22 protein-coding genes and 1 pseudogene are annotated in these 24314 nt (G+C 66.3%); 11 read left to right on the top strand and 12 right to left on the bottom strand.

All coding sequences use genetic code 11. The annotated features are described in order from the left end of the window. Positions 1–58: 58 nt before the first annotated feature. Positions 59–1063 carry a tetratricopeptide repeat protein gene (locus C4N9_RS12285; protein ID WP_168192220.1) on the top strand — a complete coding sequence of 335 codons (1005 nt, stop codon included), beginning with the start codon at positions 59–61 and terminating at the stop codon, positions 1061–1063. Positions 1064–1192: 129 nt separating this feature from the next. On the opposite strand, the gene C4N9_RS21690 is transcribed toward C4N9_RS12285, so the two are convergent. After that, complete coding sequence (locus tag C4N9_RS21690) at positions 1193–1912, bottom strand: hypothetical protein (RefSeq protein WP_146195163.1); 720 nt, start codon at positions 1910–1912, stop codon at positions 1193–1195. A 211-nt stretch (positions 1913–2123) separates the two neighbouring features. On the opposite strand from C4N9_RS21690, the gene truB reads away from it, so the two are divergent. The 5 genes from truB to C4N9_RS12260 all read left to right on the top strand — a co-directional run bounded on the left by truB (position 2124) and on the right by C4N9_RS12260 (position 6261). After that, entirely contained in the window at positions 2124–3029 is a 906-nt protein-coding gene (gene truB, locus C4N9_RS12280; protein ID WP_109533857.1) for a tRNA pseudouridine(55) synthase TruB, read from the top strand. A gap of 186 nt (positions 3030–3215) precedes the next feature. Further along, positions 3216–4073, top strand: a complete 858-nt coding sequence (locus C4N9_RS12275; RefSeq protein ID WP_109533632.1) for a branched-chain amino acid aminotransferase — start codon at positions 3216–3218, stop codon at positions 4071–4073. Next, on the top strand, positions 4070–4852 hold the full coding sequence (locus C4N9_RS12270; RefSeq protein WP_245902532.1) for a potassium channel family protein: 783 nt from the start codon (positions 4070–4072) through the stop codon (positions 4850–4852). Before C4N9_RS12275 ends, C4N9_RS12270 begins: the two co-directional genes overlap by 4 nt. Before the next feature lie 117 nt (positions 4853–4969). Continuing rightward, positions 4970–5743, top strand: a complete 774-nt coding sequence (locus C4N9_RS12265) for a hypothetical protein (protein WP_146195162.1) — start codon at positions 4970–4972, stop codon at positions 5741–5743. A 62-nt stretch (positions 5744–5805) separates the two neighbouring features. After that, complete coding sequence (locus tag C4N9_RS12260; RefSeq protein ID WP_109533630.1) at positions 5806–6261, top strand: universal stress protein; 456 nt, start codon at positions 5806–5808, stop codon at positions 6259–6261. A 28-nt stretch (positions 6262–6289) separates the two neighbouring features. Here C4N9_RS12260 and C4N9_RS12255 read toward each other — a convergent pair whose 3' ends face one another. Next, positions 6290–7441: an alpha/beta hydrolase family protein gene (locus C4N9_RS12255; protein ID WP_109533629.1), complete on the bottom strand. Its 1152-nt coding sequence runs from the start codon at positions 7439–7441 to the stop codon at positions 6290–6292. A 103-nt stretch (positions 7442–7544) separates the two neighbouring features. Between C4N9_RS12255 and pyrF the strand changes: the two genes are divergently transcribed. Both pyrF and C4N9_RS22250 read left to right on the top strand, forming a co-directional pair. Further along, positions 7545–8258: an orotidine-5'-phosphate decarboxylase gene (gene pyrF / locus C4N9_RS12250; RefSeq protein WP_109533628.1), complete on the top strand. Its 714-nt coding sequence runs from the start codon at positions 7545–7547 to the stop codon at positions 8256–8258. Between the two features lie 138 nt (positions 8259–8396). Next, positions 8397–11027, top strand: coding sequence for a mechanosensitive ion channel domain-containing protein (locus tag C4N9_RS22250; protein WP_245902531.1), 2631 nt, complete (start codon positions 8397–8399; stop codon positions 11025–11027). Positions 11028–11100: 73 nt separating this feature from the next. On the opposite strand, the gene C4N9_RS12240 is transcribed toward C4N9_RS22250, so the two are convergent. The 8 genes from C4N9_RS12240 to ectA form a co-directional block, all read right to left on the bottom strand. Next, positions 11101–11688: a PqiC family protein gene (locus C4N9_RS12240; RefSeq protein WP_168192219.1), complete on the bottom strand. Its 588-nt coding sequence runs from the start codon at positions 11686–11688 to the stop codon at positions 11101–11103. 1 nt (position 11689) lies between these two features. Then, entirely contained in the window at positions 11690–13771 is a 2082-nt protein-coding gene (locus C4N9_RS12235; protein ID WP_109533626.1) for a PqiB family protein, read from the bottom strand. Next, entirely contained in the window at positions 13768–14397 is a 630-nt protein-coding gene (locus C4N9_RS12230; RefSeq protein ID WP_109533625.1) for a paraquat-inducible protein A, read from the bottom strand. Before C4N9_RS12230 ends, C4N9_RS12235 begins: the two co-directional genes overlap by 4 nt. Next, a complete protein-coding gene (locus tag C4N9_RS12225) occupies positions 14364–15023 on the bottom strand; it encodes a paraquat-inducible protein A (protein WP_245902530.1) in 660 nt (219 codons plus the stop codon). Before C4N9_RS12225 ends, C4N9_RS12230 begins: the two co-directional genes overlap by 34 nt. 224 nt (positions 15024–15247) lie before the next feature. Then, positions 15248–16639: an aspartate kinase gene (locus tag C4N9_RS12220; RefSeq protein ID WP_245902529.1), complete on the bottom strand. Its 1392-nt coding sequence runs from the start codon at positions 16637–16639 to the stop codon at positions 15248–15250. 79 nt (positions 16640–16718) lie between these two features. Next, positions 16719–17111: an ectoine synthase gene (locus C4N9_RS12215; protein ID WP_109533623.1), complete on the bottom strand. Its 393-nt coding sequence runs from the start codon at positions 17109–17111 to the stop codon at positions 16719–16721. Between the two features lie 6 nt (positions 17112–17117). Further along, on the bottom strand, positions 17118–18410 hold the full coding sequence (ectB, locus tag C4N9_RS12210; RefSeq protein ID WP_109533622.1) for a diaminobutyrate--2-oxoglutarate transaminase: 1293 nt from the start codon (positions 18408–18410) through the stop codon (positions 17118–17120). Between the two features lie 47 nt (positions 18411–18457). Continuing rightward, entirely contained in the window at positions 18458–18985 is a 528-nt protein-coding gene (gene ectA, locus C4N9_RS12205) for a diaminobutyrate acetyltransferase (protein WP_109533621.1), read from the bottom strand. Positions 18986–19220: 235 nt separating this feature from the next. Between ectA and C4N9_RS12200 the strand changes: the two genes are divergently transcribed. Both C4N9_RS12200 and C4N9_RS12195 read left to right on the top strand, forming a co-directional pair. Further along, the gene (locus tag C4N9_RS12200; RefSeq protein WP_109533620.1) at positions 19221–19709 is read left to right on the top strand and encodes a MarR family winged helix-turn-helix transcriptional regulator; all 489 of its coding nucleotides are present in this window, start codon (positions 19221–19223) and stop codon (positions 19707–19709) included. 166 nt (positions 19710–19875) lie between these two features. Next, entirely contained in the window at positions 19876–22167 is a 2292-nt protein-coding gene (locus C4N9_RS12195; protein ID WP_109533619.1) for an arginine/lysine/ornithine decarboxylase, read from the top strand. A 582-nt stretch (positions 22168–22749) separates the two neighbouring features. On the opposite strand, the gene C4N9_RS12190 is transcribed toward C4N9_RS12195, so the two are convergent. Both C4N9_RS12190 and C4N9_RS12185 read right to left on the bottom strand, forming a co-directional pair. Continuing rightward, positions 22750–23649 (bottom strand): patatin-like phospholipase family protein, encoded by a 900-nt coding sequence (locus C4N9_RS12190; RefSeq protein ID WP_109533618.1) that lies wholly within the window; start codon positions 23647–23649, stop codon positions 22750–22752. Between the two features lie 11 nt (positions 23650–23660). Then, positions 23661–24089, bottom strand: coding sequence for a MarR family winged helix-turn-helix transcriptional regulator (locus C4N9_RS12185; RefSeq protein WP_210404029.1), 429 nt, complete (start codon positions 24087–24089; stop codon positions 23661–23663). 88 nt (positions 24090–24177) lie between these two features. Here C4N9_RS12185 and C4N9_RS12180 point away from each other — a divergent pair. After that, positions 24178–24314, top strand: a pseudogene (locus tag C4N9_RS12180) (MBL fold metallo-hydrolase); the annotation flags it as partial.

The following is a 24314-nucleotide window of genomic DNA, read 5'->3' as shown; positions in this document are numbered from 1 at the left end:
TTTTGCTTTCCGTTCTTTCCGACGTTTTCCGGGCGGCTTTCCGGGCCGCCCCCCGTTCGTGGCCGGGCTTTTCGTGCTGATCCTCGCGCCGGGGGGCGCGCTGGCGCTGGCGGAGACCGCGCCACTTTCCGATTGCGACCGGCTTGCCGGGTTCCGCGCCCTTCCGCGTCTGCCCGACGCGCCGGGCGTTTATGCCATCCGCTACCCCGATGCGGCGGTCGCGGCCTGCGAGGAGGCGCGGCGCGCCTCCCCGGGCGATCCCTTCCTCTCGGTGCTGCTGGCGCGCGCGCGCGTCGCGGCCAAGCCCGAGGACAGCAGTGTGCTCGAACTGCTCGACACCGCGACCGAGGCCCTCCCCGCGCTGGTTGCCGCCGAGATCGGGCGGCTCTACGAGACCGGGCGCGCGGGCCTGCCCACCGGCGACCGTCAGGCGCGCGGGTTTTACCGGCAGGCCTGCGATCTTGCGCCCGAGCCGCTGTCGCGCCCGGGCTGCACGCGGCTGGGCGTGATGATGATCGAAGGGCGCGGCGGGCCGACCGATCTGGAGACCGGCTTTCGCCTGCTCGGTGCGCTCTGCGGCGAAGGCTGGGGCGCGGCCTGCACGCAGCTGGCCTTCCAGACCGATCTGCGGGGCATCGGCGATTTCGACACGCTGCCTGAGCGCATCGCGGCTTTGTTCGAGGCGGGCTGCGCGGCGGGCGATCTGCTGGGATGCAGCCAGCTGGGATTCCGGCTGGAACTGGGCGACGGCGTTGCGCATGACCCGGCCCGCGCGCAGGCGCTCTACCGCGATGCCTGCGACGGGGGTGAACCGCAGGGCTGCAGCTATCTGGGCGAGATCTATCGCTCGGGGCTGGGTGTTCCGCCCGACATGGTCGAAGCCACGCGGCTCTTCGCCATGGGCTGCGACGGCAACGACCCCTATGCCTGCGTCACGCTGGGCGACATCCTGTCGGACGGCCGCGGCGTGCCGGTGGACCTGCCGCGCGCGCTGTCGGTGCTGGAACATGCCTGCTGGCTGGGCGATCCCGAAGGCTGCGACAAGGCGGACGATTTGCGGTAACGCTTGGTAGCCGGCGGAGGGTGCTGAAACGGTTCATGTAGAGTACCGGCGAAGCAACCATCGCCGGGGGACAGCGCTGGCCCGAAAGCTGCTACACGCCGACCAGTTTGGGAAGCGCCTTTTCAGTTCTTACTCGCGATGTGCGCGAGTGCTTGACGCGGGGCAGTGCAAATCTTCCGGACCACCCGCAGAAAGGCGCAGCGCTCCCGACGTTATGTCTTGTTCAATGCGGTAGATCCTTTGATAATCGTCCGGCCCTAGAGCCCAGAAAATACTGGGCCGCATAGCGCGAAGACAGGTGATTTTCGGTGCTGCGTTAACAATTGCATGCCTTGGGACTCCAGGAGGGACAGTGAGTTCCGCGAAATTTGCTTCGATCACGTTACACATAGTGTCGAGCTCAGCCTTCGATTTCTTTACTTCGCACATTATGCGAACAACAACGTCACCGGGTTCAACGCAGAAAAGATCAAACGGCCAAGAGCCGTTCCAGTTGTACTGAAAACCAATGTTGTCAACATTCCAATTGAATTCGGTAATCAGCCGACCAGCAGCACCGATGGTGATGATCGATTCCTTGGCAACTGTAACTATTCGAGGGAAAACTGTCTTGAGGCCGTGGGAATACAGGTGCTCTCGCCCTCCTTTTCCAGAAGCGACGAATGAGCCATTGGGCGCTTCCGTAAGTGCATCGATGCCGCGTGCTATAAAGAACCGGCGAATGTCTTTTTCGGAGATGCCGTGCACGCTACTTGCATCGAAGCGATAATCTTTTTCGTCCCGTCCCTGTTCCCTTTCACGGATCAATAGGCGAGAGCCTGTCAGGTATTCTTCCAGTATCTTGTGCAACTTGAATCACCCTTGAACGAACTGTTGCCTTTGGCGACCACCACGATGCCTGTTTTGCCTTGTTTTTCAATCCGGACTAAGCCATTCCGTGTTTCCGAGGCTTTGCGGAACGATAGGTTTACCACCTTTGTGCATCCCATCCACGCCCGACGGTGCTTGCTACGCGGACCATGACCGGCTATCCGCCGCCTCTGACCGCAAGGGGATGCAGATGGCACGCAAGACCAAGGGCCGCCCGATCTCGGGCTGGGTGGTGATCGACAAGCCCGCGGGGGTGACCTCGACCTCGGTGGTGGGCAAGGTGCGCTGGGCTTTCGATGCGCAGAAGGCGGGCCATGCGGGCACGCTCGACCCGGCGGCGACCGGGGTGCTGGCCGTGGCGCTGGGCGAGGCCACGAAGACCGTGCCCTTCGTCACCGACGCGATGAAGAGCTACCGCTTCCTGGTCCGCTTCGGGCAGGCGACCGATACCGACGATGCCGAAGGGACGGTCATCGCCACCCGCGACGCGCGCCCGACCGATGCGCAGATCGAGGAGGCGCTGGTGGCGTTCCGGGGCGATATCGAGCAGGTTCCGCCGCAATATTCCGCTGTCAAGGTCGAGGGCGAGCGCGCCTATGACATCGCCCGCGCGGGCGAGGCCATGGACCTTGCCGCGCGTCCCCTCTTCGTGGAAACGCTGCGGATGATCCGCCGTCCCGACGATGATACCGCCGAATTCGAGATGGTCTGCGGCAAGGGCGGTTACGTGCGCTCGATCGCGCGGGATCTGGGCGCCGCTCTGGGATGTCTGGGCCATGTGGTCTGGCTGCGGCGGGAATGGTCGGGGCCGTTTCGCGCCGAGGCCGGGCTGGGTCTGGCGCAGATCGAGGAGCTGGCGCGCACGCCCGAGCTTGACGCCTATCTGCTGCCGGTCGAGACCGGGCTGGCCGATCTGCCCGAATTGCCGCTGGCCCCCGATGGCGCGGTGCGGCTGAGAAACGGCAATCCCGGCCGCGTCCTGTCGTCCCGCGCGGCGCCGGGCGAAACCGCCTGGGCCAGTTTCGAGGGCAGGCCGGTCGCCGTGGGCACCTATATGGGCGGTGAGCTGCATCCGAGCCGGGTGTTCAACCTCTGACGTCGGGCGCGGGTGGCCGGGTCGCCTCCGAAGGTGAGTATTTGGGGCAGAATGAAGGGGCGGGGTCTTGCAGGAGGGGCCCCGCGCGCGGCCGGCTGCGGCGCGCCGGTGGTGTGACGCGGCGCGGCTCTGGACCTTGCCGCGCGCAGGGTGTTTAACTCGCGCGGCAAGACAAAGGAGTGTCCCATGGCCGTCGGTTCCCGCATCCGTACCTATTTCGAAGGGCGTTGGCACGAGGGCGACGTGCCGGTCATGAAGGCGGCCGATCACGGCTCGTGGCTGGGCACCACGGTGTTCGACGGCGCGCGCTTTTTCGACGGCATGACGCCCGATCTGGACCGTCACCTTGCCCGGGTCAACCGCTCGGCCCATGCGCTGATGATCAAGCCCACGATGACGGTGGACGAGATGCTCGAGATCACGCGCGAAGGGCTCGAGGGGTTCGGCAAGGCGGTCTATATCCGGCCGATGTACTGGGCCATCCATGGCGGGCAAGGCGGCGTGCTGGCGGCCTATGGCGAGACCGGTTTCGCATTGTGCCTGGAAGAGATCCCGATGGCGCCCGATACGGCCACGACCTCGCTGACGACCACGCGTTTCCGCCGTCCGACGCTGGATTGCGCGGTGACGGATGCGAAGGCGGGCTGCCTGTACCCGAACAATGCGCGGATGCTGGCCGAGGCGGTGTCGAAAGGCTTCGAGAACGCGCTGGTCTGCGACAGCCAGGGCAACGTGGCCGAAAGCGCCACCGCCAACGCCTTCATGGTGAAGGACGGCGAGGTCTTCACGCCCATCGCCAACGGCACCTTCCTGTCGGGCATCACGCGGGCGCGCCATATCGACAACCTGCGCCAGGACGGGATCACGGTGCATGAAACGGTGCTGACGCTGGACGATTTCCGGGGCGCGGATGAGGTCTTCCTGTCGGGCAACATGTCCAAGGTCACGCCGGTGCGCGCCTTTGACGACGTGAATTACCAGACCGGGCCGATCACCAAGCGCACGCGCGAACTCTACTGGGACTGGGCGGCCTCGCAGCGTTGAGCGAAGGGCGGCTCAAGCGCGGCGTCCGCCTGCTCTATGAGGGGCATTCGAAACGCGCGAAGCGGTTCCGCTACGCGCTGATCGCCTTCGACGCCGCGACCATCGTCTATTTCATCCTGTCCGCCGCGCTGCCCTATTCGGGCCTCTTGATGGCGATCAATGCGGGCCTGACCCTGTTGATCGCCGCCGATTTCGCGGCGAGGCTGTGGATCGCGCGCAACCGGATGAAGATGCTGCGCCGGATCTACACGATCGCCGACATGGTGGTGCTGGCCTCGCTTCTCCTGGCGCCCTTCGTGACCGAGGATATCGCCTTTTTGCGGATCCTGCGGGGGCTCAGGCTGCTGCATTCCTATCATCTGCTCACCGATCTGCGGCGCGACGTGAAACTGTTCCGCCATTACGAGGACCAGATCATCTCGGGGATGAACCTGCTGGTCTTCCTGTTCGTGACCACCTCGCTGGCCTTCGCGCTGTTCTTCGAGGCCCATGCCGGCGTCGGCGCCTATATCGACGCGCTTTACTACACCGTGGCGACGCTGACGACGACGGGCTATGGCGACATCGTGCTGGATTCGCCCGGGGGCAAGCTGTTCTCGGTCGGGGTGATGGTGATCGGCGTGGCTTTGTTCGTGAACTTCGCCCGCGCCCTGTTCCAGCCCACCAAGGTGAAACACGAATGCCCCGAATGCGGCCTCAGCCGCCACGACGCGGACGCGGTCCATTGCAAGCATTGCGGCGAGACGCTGAAGATCCCGACCGAGGGCTTCAGCGAGTAAGGCGCATGCGCCGCAGAGATATCGCCCGGCGGCGCGCTTGACCCTTGCCGGTGATCGGCCGCGTGGTGTCAAATCGCGGTTCGGACGTTTCCGAGAAGAACGGTCGCGAGTATACCCATGCGAAAGCCCCGGTCCCGCCATATCGGCAAGCCACGGCGCAGCGGGATTGTCCCGGCGCAGGACGACGGCGTTTCGGGCCTGCGACAGCTTTGGATGGCGCTCGGCGTCCCGGCGCTCCTTGTTTGCGCAAATGTGCTGGTCCTGACGCAGGGGGGTGATCTCGGCCTCGGCGGGCTTCCCGCGTTGACGCTGAGCATCGGCGACGAGACGCCCGAGGCCCTTGCCGGATTTTGGGGCGTGATCTTGCTGGGCCTGTTCGGGATCGCCGGAAATCTGGTTCTTGCGCGTCACGCGCGCTTGTCCAGGGGCGGGTTCTGGGGCCGGGTTCCGCTCAGGCTTTTTTCGCTGAAACCGGAAGACGTCGTGCACCGATGCCTTGCGCTGTGCGCGCTTGTCCTTTTTGCGCTTCTGCCGATCTACACGCTCGGTCATTCCGCCAAAACCCTGGTGCGCTATGGCATCGTCTGCGTCGAGCTGCAGACCGAAAACGGCGCTATCTGGCGCCCGGTGGCGGACAGCCGCGACTGGCAGCGCAACAGCGGCCAGTTCTTCGCCGCGCCGGGCCTGCCCATGCGGTTGACGAGTTCGGAGACGCTGACGCAGGGCGCGGCGGGCGATCCGCAATGCACGGTCGAGAGCGCCAGCGTGGAATGGTTCGGGGGCTTTCAGGCGGTCTGTTTGCTGGCGCTCGTGCTGGCAGCGGCGGTCGCGTTCCTGCGGGCGGGACTGACATTGGTGCGGCCCGGTCCTACATCGCGTCGAAAGCCTTAACGCGGCTTCTGGACAGGGCAACGGCCTTCGGCCAGTATGGCGCCACGTTATCGGAGACCTTCATGCGCAAGTTTCTCGTCGTGCTGGATGACAGCCGCGAATGCCTCAACGCGATCCGTTTCGCGGCTCTGAGGGCCGCGCATACCGGCGGCGGGGTGACGATCCTGTCGATCATTCCGCCCGAGGAATTCCAGCACTGGATCGGCGTCGCCGACCTCATGCGCGAGGAAGCGCGCGAGCGGATCGAAGCCCATTTCGAAGTCTTCGCCAAATGGATGCGCGACAAGCACGCGATCCAGCCCGAGCTGGTGATCCGCGAGGGGCAGGCCGTGGACGAGATCCTGGGCCTGATCGGCGAGGACCCGGAAATCGGCGTTCTGGTGCTGGGCGCGGGGTCCGACCGCTCGGGGCCCGGGCCGCTCGTGTCGCAGCTGTCGCGCAATTCCGGCTCGCTGCCGGTGCCGATCACCATCGTGCCGGGCGCGATGGACAAGGAACGGATGGAATCCATCGCCTGAACCGCTGATGCGGGCCTGAACGGCGGGCTCAACCCTGCCAGCGCTCCAGCGTCAGGCCTTTGGCCAGCGCGGGTTCGAAGCCCTGCGCCTCGCTCAGCGCGGTGGCGGGGGCGAGATCCGCATCGCGCGCCGTGTCGCCCTTCAGGTGCCGGTCCAGGAACGCCGCCGCGAAATGCTGCGCCAGCGCGTTCATGCGCACGGTGTCCCAGACAGGATCGGCGTAATGGCGAAACGGCGCCCAGCCCAGCCGGTCGCTCTGCGCGTAGCTTTCCAGCGGGGCGGGGATTGGCGCGGCGGCGTTGTGCCCCGCATTGACGAAGGTCAGCAGCGTGCCGCCCGACAGTTCGGCAATCGCGCGCATCGCGGAATAGCCCGAAATCTCGTCGACGCTGCCCGCCATCACCATCAGCGGCAGGCTTAGCCGTCTGAATGCGCGGGTGGACCATAGCCCGTGACCGTTGCCCCATGGCCCGATGGCGATCAGCGCCCGCAGATTCGCCGGGGGCGGGGGAAGCTGGCCTTCGAGATGCGCGCGCAGCACGCCGTGGGGCGGAGCCAGCTCGTGACGAACCATTGCCGGGACCAGCCCCGCGCCGCCCGTCACCAGCGCGCCGTAGCCGCCCATCGAGAAACCCACGATCGCCGCGCGGTCGGGATCGGCCAGTTCGTGCTGCGCCAGCGTGTCGAGCAGGAAGCGCTGGTCCAGCGGGCGGTGATACAGCGTCTGGCCGAAGGGTTTCTGGTCGTCATAGGTGCTGCCCGGATGATCGGCGGCGGCGACCAGATACCCGCGCGAGGCCAGAGCCTCGGCCAGATGCGCCATCAGGTAGCGGTTGCCGGGATAGCCATGCGACAGCAGCACGAATGGCCAGCGTCCCGGCCCGGGCGCGGCATCGCGGGCGGCCCGCCCGTGCAGCACCGCCCGCCGCTCGCCGTCGCGCAGCAGGGTCTCGTAGCGCCCGCCCGGCGCGGTGCCGGGCTCGGCCGGATACCACAGATCGACCGTGAGCCTGCGCGCGCTGCGGGGCAGGGGGGCGCCTTCGGGCAGAACCGCCAGAGCGTCGAGATCGGGCCGTGCGGGATCGGTCAGGGTGAGCGTGCGCACCCCCACGGGCAGCGGGCCGGGACCGGCCAGCGGCGGGGAATCGGGGCGGGTGGCGTCGACGCGGTTATGCTCCATCGCGCGGATGCTGCCGCGCGGCGGGCGCGAGCGCAAGCTTGCCGCAACGCCCGGATCGGCGTATCAGCGCCCCGTCCCCAATCCGCCAGACCCGGAGCGCCCCATGACCGCAGCCAATCTGCCCGCCGATGACCGCCTGATCGTGGCGCTCGATGTTCCGAACGTGGTGACGGGGCTCGAACTGACGGACCGGATCGGCGACGCGGTCAGTTTCTACAAGATCGGGCTGGGGATGCTGACGGGGGGCGGGCTGGCGTTGGCCAACGAGCTGAAGCAGGAACACGGCAAGCGCATCTTTCTGGACATGAAATTCTTCGACATCCCCGCCACGGTCGAGGCGGCGGTGCGCGGCATTGCACAGTTCGACCTGGATTTCCTGACCGTGCATGGCGACCCGCATGTCGTGCGCGCCGCGAAAGAGGGCGCGGCGGGCAGCAACCTGAAGATCCTCGGCGTGACGATCCTGACGGCGATGGACCGCGCCGATCTGGACGCGTCGATGATCGTGCCGGGCGATATGGCGCAGATCGTGACCGAGCGCGCGTCGCGGGCATTCGACGCGGGCGCCGACGGCGTCATCGCCTCGCCGCATGAAGCGGCGATGATCCGCGCGCTGCCCAATGCGGCGGGGCGGCTGATCGTGACGCCGGGCGTACGGCCCGAAGGCAGCGCCGCCAATGACCAGAAACGCATCGCCACCCCCGCCGAGGCGGTGCGCGGGGGCGCCGATCATATCGTCGTGGGCCGTCCGGTCTGGGCCGCCACGGACCCCGCCGCCGCCGCTGCCGCCATCGTGCGCGAACTGGCCTCGGCCTGACCGGGCCGGACGCTTTTCCCCTTATTTCAGGTATCCCGGTTGCGTCTTTTCTGGCGATCGGGTGCAATCGGGCTAAGTCGCATCGCTGACGGCGATGAAAACGGCCGCTAACGGAACCACACGGGCAGACCGACGACCATGACCTTCACGCTTTTCCGCCTTCGGGCGCTTCTGGTGCTTCTGGTGCTCAGCCTTGCTGCGCCCGCCACGCTCAGCGCCCAGACCGGGCTCATCCCCGCCTCGCCCAGTGACGAGAGCACCGCTGACAGTACCGCCGACAGCGCAGATTCGGCCAGCGAGACGCCGTCGGCCACGACGCCGCAATCCAGTCTGCAGCTTCTGCTCGACGTGATCGAGAATCCCGACAGCCGCGAGGCGCTGATCGCCGATCTGCGCGCCGCGCAGCAAGAGGCTGTCCCGGCCGACGAGGCGGTCGTTCAGACACTGGCCGGCGACAACCCGGTCCCGCCCGAGCAGCTGTCCTTCAGCCGCCGGATCGCGCTGATCACCCAGCAGGCGGCCGAGGATATCGCCAGCCGCGCGGAAACCACCTGGAACCAGCTGATGCGCGCGCCCGACGTCTTCGACGGGCTGAGCGGGCGCGAGGCCGGCGTGTTGCTGACCGCGTTGCAGGAACTGGCGCTGATCATAATCGGCACGGTGGCCGTGTTCATCGTACTGCGCCGCCTGGGCAAGGTTCTGTATGCCCGGATGGGGACGGCGGCGGGCGAGAGCGGCTTCCTGCGGACCGCGCTCTTGTTCATCGGTTCGGTGCTGGTCGATGCGCTGATCGTGCTGGCGGCCTGGGCCGTGGGCTACCTGATCGCGACCTTGTTCATCGGCAGTTTCGGGCGCGTGGGCATCCGCCAGACGCTGTATCTCAACGCCTTCCTGATCGTCGAACTGGCCAAGGTCGTGGTGCGGCTGGCCCTGTCGCCCTCGGCCTCGAACCTGCGTCCGCTGCCGGTGTCGGATGCCGCCGCCAAATACATGGCCTCGCGCTTCAACCTGATGGTGGGCCTGGTGGGCTATGGCCAGCTTCTGGTCGTGCCGATCATCAACGCCAATGTCTCGTTCGCGGCAGGCAGCGCCACCTCGGCGCTGATCGCGCTTGTCACCATGGGGCTGGCCTTCTGGCTGGTCTGGCGCAACCGCCGCCCGGTCGCCGAATGGCTGGAACGCGGGGGGCAGACCGAGGCGCAATATCTCGAAGCCCAGCGCGCCGCCGAGGAAGCCGCGCGCCAGATCGCCGAGGAAGAGGCCGCCCAGGCCGAAGCCGCGCGCCAGGCCGCGCTGGCCGAAAGCGAGGCGCGCGAGGATGGCGGCATTGCAGGAGCCCCCAGCGAATTCACCATGAGCGAGGCTGCGGCGCAGGAAGCGGCCGAAGAAAAGGCCATTGTTGCCGAACAGGCGGCCGAGGAAGCCGCCGAGCGCGAGGCCGAGGAACGCGCCGCCCGCGAGGCTGCCGCGCAGGCCGCCGCACCGGAACCGGCGCCTGCTGCCCCCGCCACGCCGCGCAGGCGCGGCCCGCTGGGCGTGCTGGCGCGCAACTGGCACTGGCCGGTCAGCCTGTATCTGCTGTTCATGCTGGTCATCGTCCTGACGCGCCCCGGCAACGCGGCCTTCCATGCGCTGCTCAATTCGGGTCAGGTGCTTCTGGTGCTGCTTCTGGGCGTCGTCGTCTCGGGCGCGCTGACCCGGATGATGGTGCGCGGTGTGCAACTGCCAGACAGCGTCACGGCGCGGATGCCGCTGTTGGAAAAACGCCTCAACGCCTTCGTGCCCAAGGCGCTGTTCGTCCTGCGGCTGGCGATCTTCGTGATCGTCATCGCCGTAGCCCTCAACGCGATCAGCGTGATCGACATCCGCAGCTGGCTGGCCAGCCAGATCGGCCTGCGCCTGACCAGCGTGCTGCTGTCGGTGGCGGGCGTGCTGATCATGTCGTTCATCCTGTGGGTCGCGCTGACCTCGTGGGTGGATTACCGGCTGAACCCGGAATTCGGCTCGGTCGCCACGGCGCGCGAACGCACGTTGCTGACGCTTTTGCGCAACGCCGCGACCATCGCGCTCGTGGTCATCACGCTGATGTTCGTGCTGTCCGAGATCGGTCTCGACATCGCGCCGCTTCTGGCCTCGGCCGGGGTGCTGGGTCTGGCCATCGGTTTCGGTGCCCAGAAGATGGTGCAGGACATCATCACCGGCATCTTCATCCAGTTCGAAAATGCGATGAATGTCGGCGATGTCGTCACCGTCGCGGGCACGACGGGCGTGGTCGAGCGGCTGACGATCCGGTCCGTCAGCCTGCGCGACGTGACCGGGGCCTTCCACGTGATCCCGTTCTCGTCGGTGGACATGGTCACCAACTTCGCGCGCGAATTCGGCTATTTCGTCTGCGACATGGGCGTCGCTTACCGCGAGAAGACCGAGGACGTGAAACAGGCCATGTTCGACGCTTTCGAGAAGCTGCGCATGGACCCCGATTACCGCGACGCGATCATGGGCGATCTGGAATGGTTCGGCATCAACGCCTTCGGCGACAGCGCCGTGGTCATGCGCGCGCGGATCAAATGCGTGCCGGGGATGCAATGGGGGGTCGGGCGCGCCTATAACGGCGTGGTCAAGGAAATCTTCGATGCCCGCAATATCGAGATCCCCTTCCCGCATCAGACGCTGTTCCTGGGCGAATCGAAAGCCGGCGAGACGCAGGAATTCAAGCTGCGGCTGCAGGGCGACGGGCAGAACGGGCTGCCGGGCCCTCAGACCCGCTGAGGCATAGCGCGAAACGAGAAAGGCGCCGCGACCCGGATGGACGCGGCGCCTTTTGTTTGCGCGGGCGGTGGGGTCAGCGTGACAGCCGCGTCAGGATCCGGTCGCGCAGCTGGGCCAGCGCATCGCCATAGGCCGCCGCCAGCGCCGAGGGCGAGGCGGGCATCTCTGCCACGACCGAGGTGATCTCGAACCGGTCGATGAATTCGCGCACCACCTCGTCGACGGAGGCCACGGCGAATTGCCCGCCCATCTCGAACCGGCCGTCATGGTTCAGGATCAGCCGGTCGATGCGCACCTGCAACTGCACCGCCGCCCGGTCGCTCAGCGGCCAGGGTTCGGCTGCGACGCTGGCGGTGCTGGCCAGATCCAGCGCGCGGGCCAGCTCGGCGGTGATCGCGGCGCCCGTGGGCGCGGCCCATTGCGCGTCGGGCAGCGGCACCAGCCCGCCATCGGGACCGCGATACTGCATCTGGCTGTCCTCGGCATAGGCCGGGACCAGCACGTCGCGCACCTCGATGCTGGAAACATAGAGCCTGCGTTGCGCGGTCTCGGTGCCGGTGGGCGTTTCCAGCGGGTAAAGCACGGCATTCCCACCCAGAACGCAGCCCGAAAGCAGCGACAGGGCAAGGGCGGGGGCGGCAAGGCGGAAGAATGGGGTCATGTCAGCGTCCGAACAAAATGGAATTGGGCGAACGCTCGAGCGTCCGGGCAAGCTGGGCGAAGGCACGCGCGGCGTCGCGCGCCTCGCGCAGGGTGGCAAGGGCCTCTTCGTTGACGGGCGAGCGCGCGCCATAGGCCGCGACCAGCGCCTCGGCCTGCGCGACCAGCCCGTTGAGCCGCTCGGCCAGCTGCGGCAGGTCCTGCGTCGCGGTGGCGATCGCATCGGCGGCCGAGCGGGCCGAACCCAGCGTTTCGCTGACCTCGTCCACCAGCCCCGAGCCACGCAGCTCGGCCAGCGCCAGCTCGACCTCGCGCAGCGCGCCGGCCAGGGCGGGGGGCACCGCCTGCGTGCCCTCGTCGTCAAGGAACGTGTCGGCGGTGTTCAGCAGGTCGCGCGCGGCATTGACCAGCCCCTCGGCATCCAGATCGCCGATCCGGCCCACCACGCGGCGCACCTCGCTGATCAGCGCGGGCACCTCGGTCGTGGCGCTGTCGATATTCGCGGCGACGCCCTGCACGGCCTCCATCGTCTCGACCAGCGTCTCGACCGCGCGCTGTTCCTCGAACCGCGCCAGCACGGCGCGCAGATCGCCCACCGTGCCCTGAATGTCGCCCGGCAGCGCCTGCAACGCCTCGGATCCCACGAAGTCGCGCGCATCGTCGACCAGCGACACGACCGACGAGGGCAGGGCGCGCGTGCCCTCATCCTCAAGCAGGTCCTCGGCGGCTTCCATCAGGTTGATCGCCTGTTGCAGCACCCCCTCGATGGGCAGCTCGGTCAGCCGCTCGATCAGACCCTGCGCCGAGGTCGTCAGATCCGTCAGGTCCGACGGCGCCGAGGGGATCACCGGCAGCGCATCTTCCGGCCGGAGCAGCCGTTCGGGCGGGCTGTCCTGCACTTCCAGCAATTCGACGACCAGCGAGGTCGAGAACACGCCCGAGGCCGACAGCCGCGCGCGCAAACCCGCTGCGACCTGCGCTTCCAGGAAAGCCATCAGCCGCTCGGGCGATGCCTCCGAACCCAGCCCGAAGGCCGAGGGGTCCAGCGCCAGCGCCGCCTGCATCCGGATCAGCGGGGCGGGACCCATGTCGACCTGCCGCGCGGCGATGCCCGTGACCTCGCCCACGCGCACGCCCCGGAACCGGACCGCCGCACCGGGCGAGAGGCCCTGCACCGAGCCGTCGAACTCGGCCGCGATGCGCAGCTGATCGGGCGAGGCGACCGAGGTCGAACTGGCCATCGCCGTGTCCTCGTCCGAATAGAGCTCGAACACCGTGTCGGCATCGATGGGCTCGCCGGCATCCGTCAGCGTGTCGAAGGCAATGCCGCCCGTCAGGATCGACGCCAGATTGCCCACGCTCAGCCGCAGCCCGCCGGTGCCCAGCGATACCGCGAAACCCGACGTGTCCCAGAACCGCGCCGTGGTGGACAGGCGCCGGTCGTAAGGCGCCTCGATGAACCCGTCGACCAGCACGCCCTCGGCCCCGTCCAGCAGGCGCGGCGCCTCGATCGCGCCGACCTCGACGCCGCGAAACAGGATCGGCGCGCCGGGGGTCAGGCGGTTGCCATCGGGTGCGCGCAGGGTGATGCGCGTGCCCTGCCTCCCCGGCATGACCAAAGGCGGATCATCGCGCCCGGTGAAGCGGCGGCTGCCATCGGGGACGCTGCCGGGGTCCAGCGCGGCCTCGATATAGACGCCCGACAGAACCGTGTTCAGACCCGAGATCCCGCGCGCGCTGACCTGCGGGCGCACCACCCAGAACTGTGCCTGTGCCGACAGCGCCTCGGCGGCGGTGCGGTCAATCCGGGCGCCCACCGTGACCTGCTGCATGTCCGGCGTGAACGAAACCGTCTCGACCATGCCGATGGCCACGTCGCGATAGCGGATCTCGGTCGTCCCGGCCACGACACCGGCGGCATTCTCGAACTCGATCTCGATCAGCGTGCCGCGATCCGCGAAGCTTTGCCACGCGATGCCCAGCGACACCGCGACGGCCAGCACCGGCACCAGCCAGACGGGCGAGAGATTGCGCCAGAAGGACCGGCGGGGCGGAGTGATCTCCATGTCGGAGGGCGTGGTCATTCGGTATCGGTATCCGCGGATTGCCAGATCAGGCGAGGGTCGAAGGCTTGGGCCGCCAGCATGGTGAAGATCACCGACAGCGCGAAAGAGACGGCGGCGATGCCCGGCGCGATGGTGGCGGCAAGGTTGAACTGCACCAGCGCGACAAGGATCGCCACCACGAAAACGTCGATCATCGACCAGCGGCCGATGAATTCGACCGCCTCGTACAGGTGAAAGCGCAACCGCCCCCGCATCGGCCAGCGCCGGTGCACCGCCAGCGCCAGGTAGCCGATGGTGATGAATTTCGCGATCGGGATCAGGATCGAGGCGACGAAGACGATGCCCGCCACCCCCCACGAGCCGTGATGCGCAAGATCGATGGCACCGCCCAGAATGGTGCTGTCGGTTTCCTCGCCCAGCATCTTCGTGCGCAGCATCGGGTAGGTATTGGCGGGGATGTAGACGACCAGCCCGGCCAGAAGCCACGCCATGACCGCCTGCAATCCGCCGGGGCGGTGCAGGGCGGCGCCACAGCGCGAACAGCTCTGCGCCGCGCCCGGATTGGCGCGGCCACAGATCCGGCAGCCCAGAAGGCCCGCCTTCTGCGCGGTCAGGACCGGCTGCGTTGTTCGAGCGTGCGCCATAGCGTCAGCCTGCACATGAAGTTGTCGTTCAGAATGTTGACCAGCACCAGCAGCGCCAGCGCCCAGAAGGCCGCGCCCAGCCCCACATGGGCCAGCCCCGCAATCTTGACCAGCGCCACGGCGACGCCGAGGATGAAGATCTCGGCCATCGCCCAGGGCTTCGCCTCTTCCGCCAGCCGCAGCGCGGTGCGGGCGTGGCGCGGCGCGTACCAGCCCAGCGACATCGGCGCCAGCGCGTAGACGATCGCCAGAAGCCGCAGCACCGGCAGCACGATGATGAAGGCGGCCACCGCCAGAGCCAGCGGCAGGCTGAGCGATTGCGAAAAGGTCAGCGCCGCGTCCAGAACCGAGGTGCGGCGCGTGATGCCGCCGGCGGTGATCTCGATGAAGGGAAAGAACAACGCCGCGGTCATCAGCACCAGCGAGGTCGCGGCCAGCATGACGATGCGCGCCATCGCGTTCTCGCGCGGGGCCATCAGCGAATGCCCGCAGCGCCCGCAGCGCGCGCGCCCGCCGGTCGGGACCTCGGCGACCTTGTAGAGCGCGTCGCAGCTCGGGCAGACGATCAGGTCGCTCAGCGCTCCCGTGTCGTCCTGTCTGGCTGCCTCGTTCTGTTTTTCCGTCAACGCACCCGGTCCTGCCCATTTGCGCGGCGCCTTGCGCGCCCTTGGGTCCAAGGTAAGCCGAACTGGCCGATTTCAACCAGCCTTGCCGCGATGGCGTCCCGCAAACTCCCGTGAAACGGGGGCTTTTCGCCCAGGACCGCGTCTGCGCGGCACGTAACAAGGGCGCCCGGCCGTTAAGCCGGGCGCCCTTGAGGGTCGATGGCGGCGCTATGCCGCGCCGGAGGTCAGGCCGCTTCGCGCGCGGTTTGGGGCTGCTTGTGCCCCACCAGCGTGCTGTGCAGAACGCCCACGGCATGATCGGCCTGATCGCGCGCGACGATGAACTGGATGTCCACGTTGCGCGGCGTCTGGTGCGCGGCGATCACGTCGATCCCGGCTTCTTCCAGCGCGGCAAGACCCCGGCTGAAAGCCTTCAGCCCGCTCAGATCGCGCCCGATGGCCGAGACCACCGCAAGGTTGCGCGCGCTCAGTTGCGCCGAGGGATAGGCGCTTTCCAGCTCGCGGATCACCCGGCGCACGGTTTTCAGCGGCGCTTCGACGTAGTGGGTGATGGTGTTCGCGTTCGAGGTCTTCGACACGATCCGCACCTTGTGACGCGTCAGCGCCTCGAGCGTGGTGCTGTCATAGCCCTTCACGCCGACCATGTCGGGTTCGAACAATTCCAGCGCCACCACGTTCAGCCCGGTGACGATCTCGACCCCCGGTTTGCCGCCCGGCGTGTCGTCGATCAGCGTGCCGGGATCGCCCGGATCGAAGGCATTCGTCACCCGCAGCGGGATCCCCGCCTGCCGCAGAGTCTTGGCGGCGTTGGGATGAATCGCTTCCATGCCCAGGTTGGACAGCTGGTCGGCCACGTCGTAATTCGTATGGCCGATCTTGCGGACCGCATCCTCGCCCACCAGCTTCGGATCGGCCGAGGACAGGTGGAACTCCTTGTGGATGATCGCCTCGCGCGCACCGCTATGGGCGGCCAGCGCCGAGAAGGTCACTTCCGAATAGCCCCGGTCGTATTCCTGCATCAGCCCTTCGCTGCACTGGGCATAGCCCGTGACGATCGGCATCTCGCGCGTCAGGTCCACGTTGTCGAGCCCGTGGGCGATCCGTTCGCTGAGCGTGCATTCGGTCTCGTCGCGCCAGCCGGACAGATCGACGAAACACGCATTCACGCCGTGCCGCTGAAGATGCAGCATCGTGACGTAAGCCGAATGCGCCTCGCCCAGCCCCGACAACAGCTCGCGCACGATCAGCATGTGCGAGGCCAGCCGGAAATGCCCGTAGGAACACAGCCGCCGCAGGTCCAGAAGCACGCTGCGCGCGCCCGAGATGCGGTCGCGCACGAAGGCGTCGGCCTTCACGCGGTCCTCGTCATGGGACAGGACGGCTTCATGCGCCTCGGTCATCGCCTCGGCCACGCGGGTCAGCGCGCCCAGCCAGCTGTGATCGTTGTCGTCATTGGCGAACATCGCGTAGACGCCCGGCTCGCCGGTCTTCTTGTGTTCCAGCAGCAGGTTGGTGATGCCGCTGAAGGCAGAGACCACGAAGACGCGGTGATACAGGTCCTCGCCGCTCCGGTCGCCGACGAACAGGGTGTCCGTCAGCTCGGGGATGCGGCTCATCGACGTGCCGCCGATTTTTTCGACAGTGTGGGCGGGATAGGTCAAATGTCTTCTACCCGACGCGGGGCCGGGCCCTCTGTTAGTCGTTCACCAGCGCGTAGGAACCGTCTTCACGGTGGACTTCCTTGCCGGTGACAGGCGGATTGAAGCAGCAGGCCATCACAAGCTCTTCCTCGGCGCGCAGAATGTGCCGGTCATGCTTGTTCAGGGCGTACATGACGCCGGGCTTGATCTCGTGCGTCTCGCCGGTGGCGATATCGGTGATCGAGCCTTTGCCCTGCATGCAATAGACGCTCTCGAAATGGTTCTTGTACTCGAAAGTGTGCTCCGAGCCCGCATCGAGAAAGGTGATGTGGAACGAGAACCCCATCCCGTCATCGGCCAGCAGCATCCGGACCGAGGTCCATTTGGCATCCGACACGACGCGGCTTCGGTCGTCTTCGAGGATCTTGTTGAAATCGCGAACGATCATGTTGGTTTACTCCGCAGCAATCTTGGTGTCCGCCATCTCGCCGATGACCGCGCGGGCGGCGTCCATCAGGATGTCGAACCCCTTGGTGAATGTCTCTTTGCTGGTGGTCAGCGGGGCCAGCACCTTGACCACCTGACCTTCGGACCCCGAGGTCTCGATGACCAGCCCGTTTTCAAAGGCGCGTGCACAAATCGCCGAGGCCAGATCGCCCGAGCCCACGTCGACGCCCTGCATCAGGCCGCGGCCCTTCATCGCCGAACCGGGCACCAGATCGGCAAGCTCGGACAGGCGGGTATGGATCAGCGTGGTTTTCTCGACCAGTTCCGACTGGAAGCGTTCGTCGGCCCAGAATTTCTCGATCGCGACGCGGGCGGTCACGAAGGCATGGGTGTTGCCCCGGAACGTGCCGTTATGCTCGGCCGGGCCGAACACGTCGTATTCCGGGCGCACCAGAACCAGCGCCATCGGCAGGCCGAAACCCGAAACCGATTTCGCCATCGTCACGATGTCGGGCATCACGCCCATCTCGTCGAACGAGAAGAAGCTGCCCGTGCGGCCGCAGCCGGCCTGGATGTCGTCGATGATCAGCAGCGCGCCGTGCTCTTTCGCCAGCGCGGCCACGCGGCGGATGAAATCGGCGCTCGCGGCGTTCAGGCCGCCTTCGCCCTGCACGGTTTCCAGCATGATCGCGGCCGGAGCATCGACGCCGCTCGAGGCGTCCTTCAGCACGGCTTCCAGATAGGCCGCGCTGTCGAGCCCTTCCATGTAGCCGTCGAAGGGCAGGCGCATCACACCGTTCAGGGGCGCCGAAGCACCGCCGCGATGATAGCCGTTGCCGGTCGCCGCCAGCGCCCCCATGGTCACGCCATGAAAGCCGTTGGTAAAGGCGATGATGTCGTTGCGACCGGTAACCTTGCGCGCGATCTTCATCGCCGCTTCCACCGCGTTGGCGCCGGTCGGGCCGGTGAACATGACCTTGTGGTCCATGCCGCGCGGCGCAAGGATGTGTTCGTCGAAGGCGGTCAGGAAGCCGCTTTTCGTATCGGTATGCAGGTCGAGACCATGCGCGATGCCGTCGCCCGCGATATGCTCGATCAGCGCGGCCTTCATGTCCGGGTCGTTATGCCCGTAATTCAGCGACGAGCAGCCGGCGAGGAAGTCGATGTATTCGCGGCCCCCGGCGTCTTTCAGATACGAGCCGCTCGCGCTGGTGAACACGGTATCGAAACCGCGGCAATAGCTGCGCGCGTCGGATTCGCGGCGTATGAAAATACTGGCTGTAGCGGACTTGTCCGTCATGAGAAAATTCCTTTCTTGGGGAAGGGGACGCGGCGTTTGATCGGCCCTCAGGCCATCGCGCGGCTGTCCTCCATCGAGATCGTCACCATGTGCTCGGTGTTGTGCTGATCGCGGAAGTGCACGGATTTCTTGAAATGCGCTTCCGAAGACAGATCGGCGTCCCGGCGGTCGGCGAATTTGCGAAACAGCGCCCACGAGGCGTCGTTGTCGGCGGTGATGGTGGTCTGCATTTTGGTGACGTCCTTGCAGACATCGCGGTGCAGAAGCGTGCTGAGCATCCGGCCACCCAGACCCAGACCGCGCGCGGCCTCACCCACGGCGACCTGCCAGACGAAGACCGTGTCCGGCTGGTGGGGCAACACATAGCCCGACACCCAGCCCACGATCTCGCCGTCCAGCTCGGCCACCACGCAGGTATCGCGGAAATGGTCGCACTGGATCAGGTTGCAATACATCGAATTTTCGTCGAGCGGCTTGCAGGCGCGCACCAGCTCCCAGATGTCGGCGCCATCCTCGGCATTGGGCTTGCGCAGCGTCAGATCGCTTCGACGGAATAGGTCTCGTGCGTGTTGCATGTGCTGTGGCCTCGCATTTACTTCGAAAGGCTAAGTAGCATTGCCCCCGGGGTGTTTCAACCTTGCTGGGGAAATTAGCGCATTTTTCTGCCCATCGCGCGCGTGTAACGGTCACGTGGCCTTATTTTTAAGGGTGTTTTGGGGGTCTGCCTCTGGACATTTTGCTTTGCTTAGCTAAATGAAGGGTCATGCGGCGGCTGTTTGCAAGTCCCGCGCCCTTCTGCAAGATCAACCCATGGACCGTGTCGATATCTCTCTGATTGCCCTCCGCCGTATCCTTCGTGCCACCGACGAGTTCGGTCGCAAGCTCGCGCAAAGCGTGGGTTTGACGGCTGCGCAGTTCCGCGTGCTGCAGATCGTCGCCGAAGAGGGCCATTGCACCGCCACCGAGATCTCGCATCGCATGCGGATCACGCAGGCGACGGTGACCTCGCTGGTGGACAAGCTGGTGCGGCAGGACATGGTGGTGCGCGAACGCTCGCAGACCGACCGGCGCCAGACCAACATCGTCGTCACCGACAAGGGTCATCAGGCGGTCGATGACGCGCCCGACGCGCTGCAGCAGCGATTCGTGCGCAAGTTCGAGGCGATGGAGGACTGGGAACAGGCGATGATCATCGCGTCGCTGGAACGCGTGGCCTCGATGCTGGATGCCGACGAAATCGACGCCTCGCCGGTGCTTGATACCGGCTCGATCAGCAATACCCTCGTGAGGCCCATGTAAAGGGGGCCCCTTTGGGTATCCCTGACGCCGGACGCGCGAGCGCCGGCGCCCGCTTCGCGACCTTGCGGAACGCTGTTTTCCCGGCACCCCGAACCCCGCTCTTGACGGCGGGACCAAGGGGGCGGAAACACAGCCTCAGCCGCGCCACCGATCGAAAGGAAGATCGATGAAGTTCCGCTTTCCCATCATCATCATCGACGAGGATTTCCGCTCCGAGAACACCTCGGGTCTGGGCATCCGGGCGCTGGCCTCGGCCATCGAGAACGAAGGTTTCGAAGTGCTGGGCGTCACCAGCTACGGCGATCTGAGCCAGTTCGCGCAGCAACAAAGCCGCGCCTCGGCCTTCGTTCTGTCGATCGACGACGAAGAATTCACCCCGGGCCCCGAACTGGACCCCGCCGTCCAGCACCTGCGCGATTTCATCGAGGAAGTGCGCTGGAAGAACGACGAGGTGCCGATCTTCCTGCATGGCGAAACGAAGACCTCGCGCCATCTGCCCAACGACATCCTGCGCGAGCTTCACGGCTTCATCCACATGTTCGAGGACACGCCGGATTTCGTGGCCAAGCACATCATCCGCGAGGCGAAATCCTATCTGGAAGCGATCCAGCCGCCCTTCTTCAAGGCGCTTCTGGATTACGCCGAGGACGGGTCCTATTCTTGGCACTGCCCGGGTCATTCCGGCGGCGTGGCCTTCCTGAAATCGCCCATCGGCCAGATGTATCACCAGTTCTACGGTGAAAACATGCTGCGCGCCGATGTGTGCAACGCGGTCGAGGAGCTGGGCCAGCTTCTGGACCATAACGGCGCCATCGGTGCCTCCGAGCGCAACGCCGCGCGGATCTTCAACGCCGATCACTGCTTTTTCGTCACCAACGGCACGTCGACGTCGAACAAGATGGTCTGGCATCACACCGTCGCGCCCGGCGACGTGGTGGTTGTCGACCGCAACTGCCACAAGTCGATCCTGCATTCGATCATCATGACCGGCGCGATCCCCGTCTTCCTGAAGCCCACGCGCAACCATTGGGGCATCATCGGCCCGATCCAGCGCTCGGAATTCGAACCCGAGGCGATCAAGGCCAAGATCCGCGCGAACCCGCTCTTGAAGGATTACGACGCCGACGCGGTGCAGCCGCGCATCATGACGCTGACCCAATCGACCTATGACGGCGTCCTCTACAATACCGAGGTGATCAAGGGCCTGCTCGACGGCTATATCGACAACCTGCATTTCGACGAGGCCTGGCTGCCGCACGCGGCCTTCCACCCGTTCTATGGCACCTATCACGCCATGGGGCGCAAGCGCGGGCGTACGAAGAAGTCGGTGACCTATTCCACCCAATCGGTGCACAAGCTGCTGGCCGGGATTTCCCAGGCCAGCCATGTGCTGGTGCAGGATGCCGAAGAGGTGCCGCTCGACCGGCACCTGTTCAACGAATCCTACCTGATGCACACCTCGACCAGCCCGCAATATTCGATCATCGCGTCCTGCGACGTGGCCGCCGCGATGATGGAACCGCCGGGCGGCACCGCTCTGGTCGAGGAATCGATCCTGGAATGTCTCGATTTCCGCCGCGCCATGCGCAAGACGGATCAGGAATTCGGCGACAACGACTGGTGGTTCAAGGTCTGGGGCCCCGATCAGCTGGAAGAGGAAGGCATCGGCCGCAACAAGGACTGGGTCCTGCGGCGCACCGACGAGGACGGCGTGCATCTGGCCGATGGCGAGGACAGCTGGCACGGCTTCGGCGACATGGCGCCCGGATTCAACATGCTGGACCCGATCAAGGCCACGATCATCACGCCCGGTCTCAATCTGGACGGCCGGTTCGAGGATTGGGGCATCCCCGCCTCGATCGTCACCAAGTATCTGGCCGAGCACGGCGTCGTGGTGGAAAAGACCGGGCTTTACAGCTTCTTCATCATGTTCACGATCGGCATCACCAAGGGCCGCTGGAACACGCTTCTGGCCGCGTTGCAGCAGTTCAAGGACGATCTGGACAAGAACCAGCCGCTCTGGCGCGTGATGCCCGAATTCTGCGCCAAGTTCCCGCGCTACGAGCGGATGGGCCTGCGCGATCTCAGCCAGCATGTGCACGCGCTTTACGCCAAGCACGACGTCGCGCGGCTGACGACCGAGATCTATCTCAGCGATCACACGCCGGCGATGACCCCCTCGGACGCCTTCGCGCATATCGCGCGCCGCAAGACGCAGCGCGTGCCGATCGACGAGCTCGAGGGGCGGGTGACGACCTCGCTGGTGACCCCCTATCCGCCGGGCATCCCGCTGCTGATCCCGGGCGAGGTGTTCAACGCGAAGATCGTCGATTACCTGCGCTTCAACCGCGAATTCGGCCGCACCTGTCCGGGATTCGAGACGGATATCCACGGTCTGGTGCTGGAAACCGACGACGAGGGCGTCGTGCATCACTACGCGGATTGTGTCGCGGAATAGGGGGCGGGCGCCGGCCGGTGGCGGTCGGCGCTGTCCCGGGGCGCTGGTCGGTGCGGGACCGAACCTGCGGCGAGGCCGGGCCAAGGTCGGACCTCTCCGGCCTCCGGGATGGCCCGCGCCCCGGTCGCCGCGCAGCGCGCAGGTGGCGGGTGCCCGACCTCGGAGCCCTGATCGCGGTCGTGGCGCGATCTTTCCCGAATGCTTTTCTGTCTGAGCTTTCGCGAAGGGTTGGTTCCCGGAGGGGGCCTTTCGTGGCGCGCCTTGCGTGGGTACGTCTCGCGCGGAGTGTCGCGTCTGGCCCTGTAATCCGAGGCCGGAAGATGCCCCTTGGCCCGGACGACGCGTTGCGAAAGCCCCGGTCGACCTCCTGCCTGTCTCGACAAACCCCCAGCGCGCTGCGGCCATAATGGGATGTCGGGTTGCGGGGCAGGAGCGTTTGACGTTCGGACCAGCCCCGCCCATGGGGTCGCATCGGCCCGGCCGCCTGTGTCCGACAGCTTGCCTTCGGGCGTTGCCCGGCAACCCCGCGCCCGACCGAGACAGGCTTGCCGGTGGGGCGCGGACCCGTCCGATCCCCGTCGCTCACAATCCCAGCGCGTCCGCCATGTGCTCGGCCTGCGCGCGGACCAGCCTGCGGCCCTCCGCGATGCATTCGGGCGCGCGGTGCAGGTCCATGATGGACACGCCTTTCAGCCGCGCGCCCAGCAAAACCTGCGGCGGGTCGCCCGCCAGACGCGAGCGGCGGATCTGTTCGGACATGATGTCGATCACTGCCATGGCCAGCGTCATGTAGGATGGCTCTGGCGGGGCGGGTTCGGCGTCGTTCTCCTCCTTGCTGTCGGTCCAGAGATTGCGCAAAGCCTCGGGGATCAGCGCACCGATGGCCGCGCCGCGCGGCTGCGCTTCCGCCACGTCATAGAACCCCCCGGCGATGCCCGCATCGGGGTTGACCGCGATCACCGACTCGGCGCCAAGGGCCCGCGCCGCAGAAACCGGCACCGGATTCACCACGCCGCCGTCGATCAGCCAGCGCCCCTCGTGCAATTGCGGGCGCAGCAGACCGGGGATCGACACCGAGGCCCGTACCGCCGTCGCCAGCTTCCCCTTGCGCAGCCAGATTTCGCGCCCGTGCCGCAATTCCGTCGCGACGGCGGCAAAGGGCAAAGCCAGCTCTTCGATCGTCTCGGGCATGTCCAGCCCCTTGAGCATGGTCAGGATGCCCGCGCCGCCGACCAGCCCGGCCCCGGCAATGCCCACATCGATCAGCGGCAGGATCGTGCGCAGCGTCAATCCCGTCGCCCAGTCTTCCAGCGCGTCGAGCTTGCCCGCCGCGTAGGCCGCGCCCACCAGCGCGCCCATGGAAGAGCCGGCCACCACGTCGGGGCGGATGCCCATGTCTTCCAGTTCGCGCAGCACGCCGATATGGCACCAGCCGCGCGCGCCGCCCGATCCCAGCGCCAGCCCGATCACCGGCCTTGTCATGTCGCGTCCCCTCAATCCTGCCCGAAGAGTCTTTCCAATACCTTAAGCCCTTCGTCGATCTTGTGACGATCCTCCGCGCTGAGCGGCGCCAGCAATTCCTCGGTCGCGGCGACCATCTCGGGGCGGATTCGGTTGAAGGCCCGCTTGCCCTTCAGCGTCAGGGCGGCATGGGCGAAACGGCGGTCGGCCTCGTCGCTGCGCCGCGTCACCCAGCCGCGCGTCTCCAGTGCCGCCAGCGCGCGGCTGACCTTGGTCTTGTGCGCGGGAACCCTTTCGCACAGCTCGCTCGCCGTCAGCGTCGGCGCCTCGGACAGATTGACCAGAACCCGCCATTCCATGCGCGTCAGCCCGTGCCGGCGCCGGTAGATCGCCTGCGTGTTCTCCGAGGTCAATTCGGCCAGAAGATTCAGACGATAGGGAAGATATCCTTTCAAAAACATATCTGTATCAATCCACGTTGATAGTTACATTTTCAACTAATATCCTTCCCAAACATGATTCGTACAGACAGGAAACGGGAGATTGATCATGGCCAAAGCCTTTGCCTCAGCCGGGGATATGGACGAGAAGACGATCTCCTTCACGCAGGTGGGCGAGGGGCTTTACGCCTTCACCGCCGAGGGGGATCCGAATACGGGCGTGATCATCGGCGATGACAGCGTGAT

The organism is Pararhodobacter marinus, from assembly GCF_003122215.1.
GTDB classification, from domain to species: Bacteria; Pseudomonadota; Alphaproteobacteria; order Rhodobacterales; family Rhodobacteraceae; genus Pararhodobacter; species Pararhodobacter marinus.
Note: the sequence above shows the minus strand (reverse complement) of the source record. Positions and strands in the feature narration are given on the sequence as shown.

Excerpts from the sequence above, each read along its gene's own strand:
- truB (WP_109533857.1), top strand. The coding sequence starts at position 2,124 with ATGGCACGCAAGACCAAGGGCCGCCCGATCTCGGGCTGGGTGGTGATC.
- C4N9_RS12275 (WP_109533632.1), top strand. The coding sequence starts at position 3,216 with ATGGCCGTCGGTTCCCGCATCCGTACCTATTTCGAAGGGCGTTGGCAC.
- C4N9_RS12265 (WP_146195162.1), top strand. The coding sequence starts at position 4,970 with ATGCGAAAGCCCCGGTCCCGCCATATCGGCAAGCCACGGCGCAGCGGG.
- C4N9_RS12260 (WP_109533630.1), top strand. The coding sequence starts at position 5,806 with ATGCGCAAGTTTCTCGTCGTGCTGGATGACAGCCGCGAATGCCTCAAC.
- C4N9_RS12255 (WP_109533629.1), bottom strand. The coding sequence starts at position 7,441 with ATGGAGCATAACCGCGTCGACGCCACCCGCCCCGATTCCCCGCCGCTG.
- pyrF (WP_109533628.1), top strand. The coding sequence starts at position 7,545 with ATGACCGCAGCCAATCTGCCCGCCGATGACCGCCTGATCGTGGCGCTC.
- C4N9_RS22250 (WP_245902531.1), top strand. The coding sequence starts at position 8,397 with ATGACCTTCACGCTTTTCCGCCTTCGGGCGCTTCTGGTGCTTCTGGTG.
- C4N9_RS12240 (WP_168192219.1), bottom strand. The coding sequence starts at position 11,688 with ATGACCCCATTCTTCCGCCTTGCCGCCCCCGCCCTTGCCCTGTCGCTG.
- C4N9_RS12235 (WP_109533626.1), bottom strand. The coding sequence starts at position 13,771 with ATGACCACGCCCTCCGACATGGAGATCACTCCGCCCCGCCGGTCCTTC.
- C4N9_RS12230 (WP_109533625.1), bottom strand. The coding sequence starts at position 14,397 with ATGGCGCACGCTCGAACAACGCAGCCGGTCCTGACCGCGCAGAAGGCG.
- C4N9_RS12220 (WP_245902529.1), bottom strand. The coding sequence starts at position 16,639 with ATGAGCCGCATCCCCGAGCTGACGGACACCCTGTTCGTCGGCGACCGG.
- C4N9_RS12215 (WP_109533623.1), bottom strand. The coding sequence starts at position 17,111 with ATGATCGTTCGCGATTTCAACAAGATCCTCGAAGACGACCGAAGCCGC.
- ectB (WP_109533622.1), bottom strand. The coding sequence starts at position 18,410 with ATGACGGACAAGTCCGCTACAGCCAGTATTTTCATACGCCGCGAATCC.
- ectA (WP_109533621.1), bottom strand. The coding sequence starts at position 18,985 with ATGCAACACGCACGAGACCTATTCCGTCGAAGCGATCTGACGCTGCGC.
- C4N9_RS12200 (WP_109533620.1), top strand. The coding sequence starts at position 19,221 with ATGGACCGTGTCGATATCTCTCTGATTGCCCTCCGCCGTATCCTTCGT.
- C4N9_RS12195 (WP_109533619.1), top strand. The coding sequence starts at position 19,876 with ATGAAGTTCCGCTTTCCCATCATCATCATCGACGAGGATTTCCGCTCC.
- C4N9_RS12190 (WP_109533618.1), bottom strand. The coding sequence starts at position 23,649 with ATGACAAGGCCGGTGATCGGGCTGGCGCTGGGATCGGGCGGCGCGCGC.
- C4N9_RS12185 (WP_210404029.1), bottom strand. The coding sequence starts at position 24,089 with ATGTTTTTGAAAGGATATCTTCCCTATCGTCTGAATCTTCTGGCCGAA.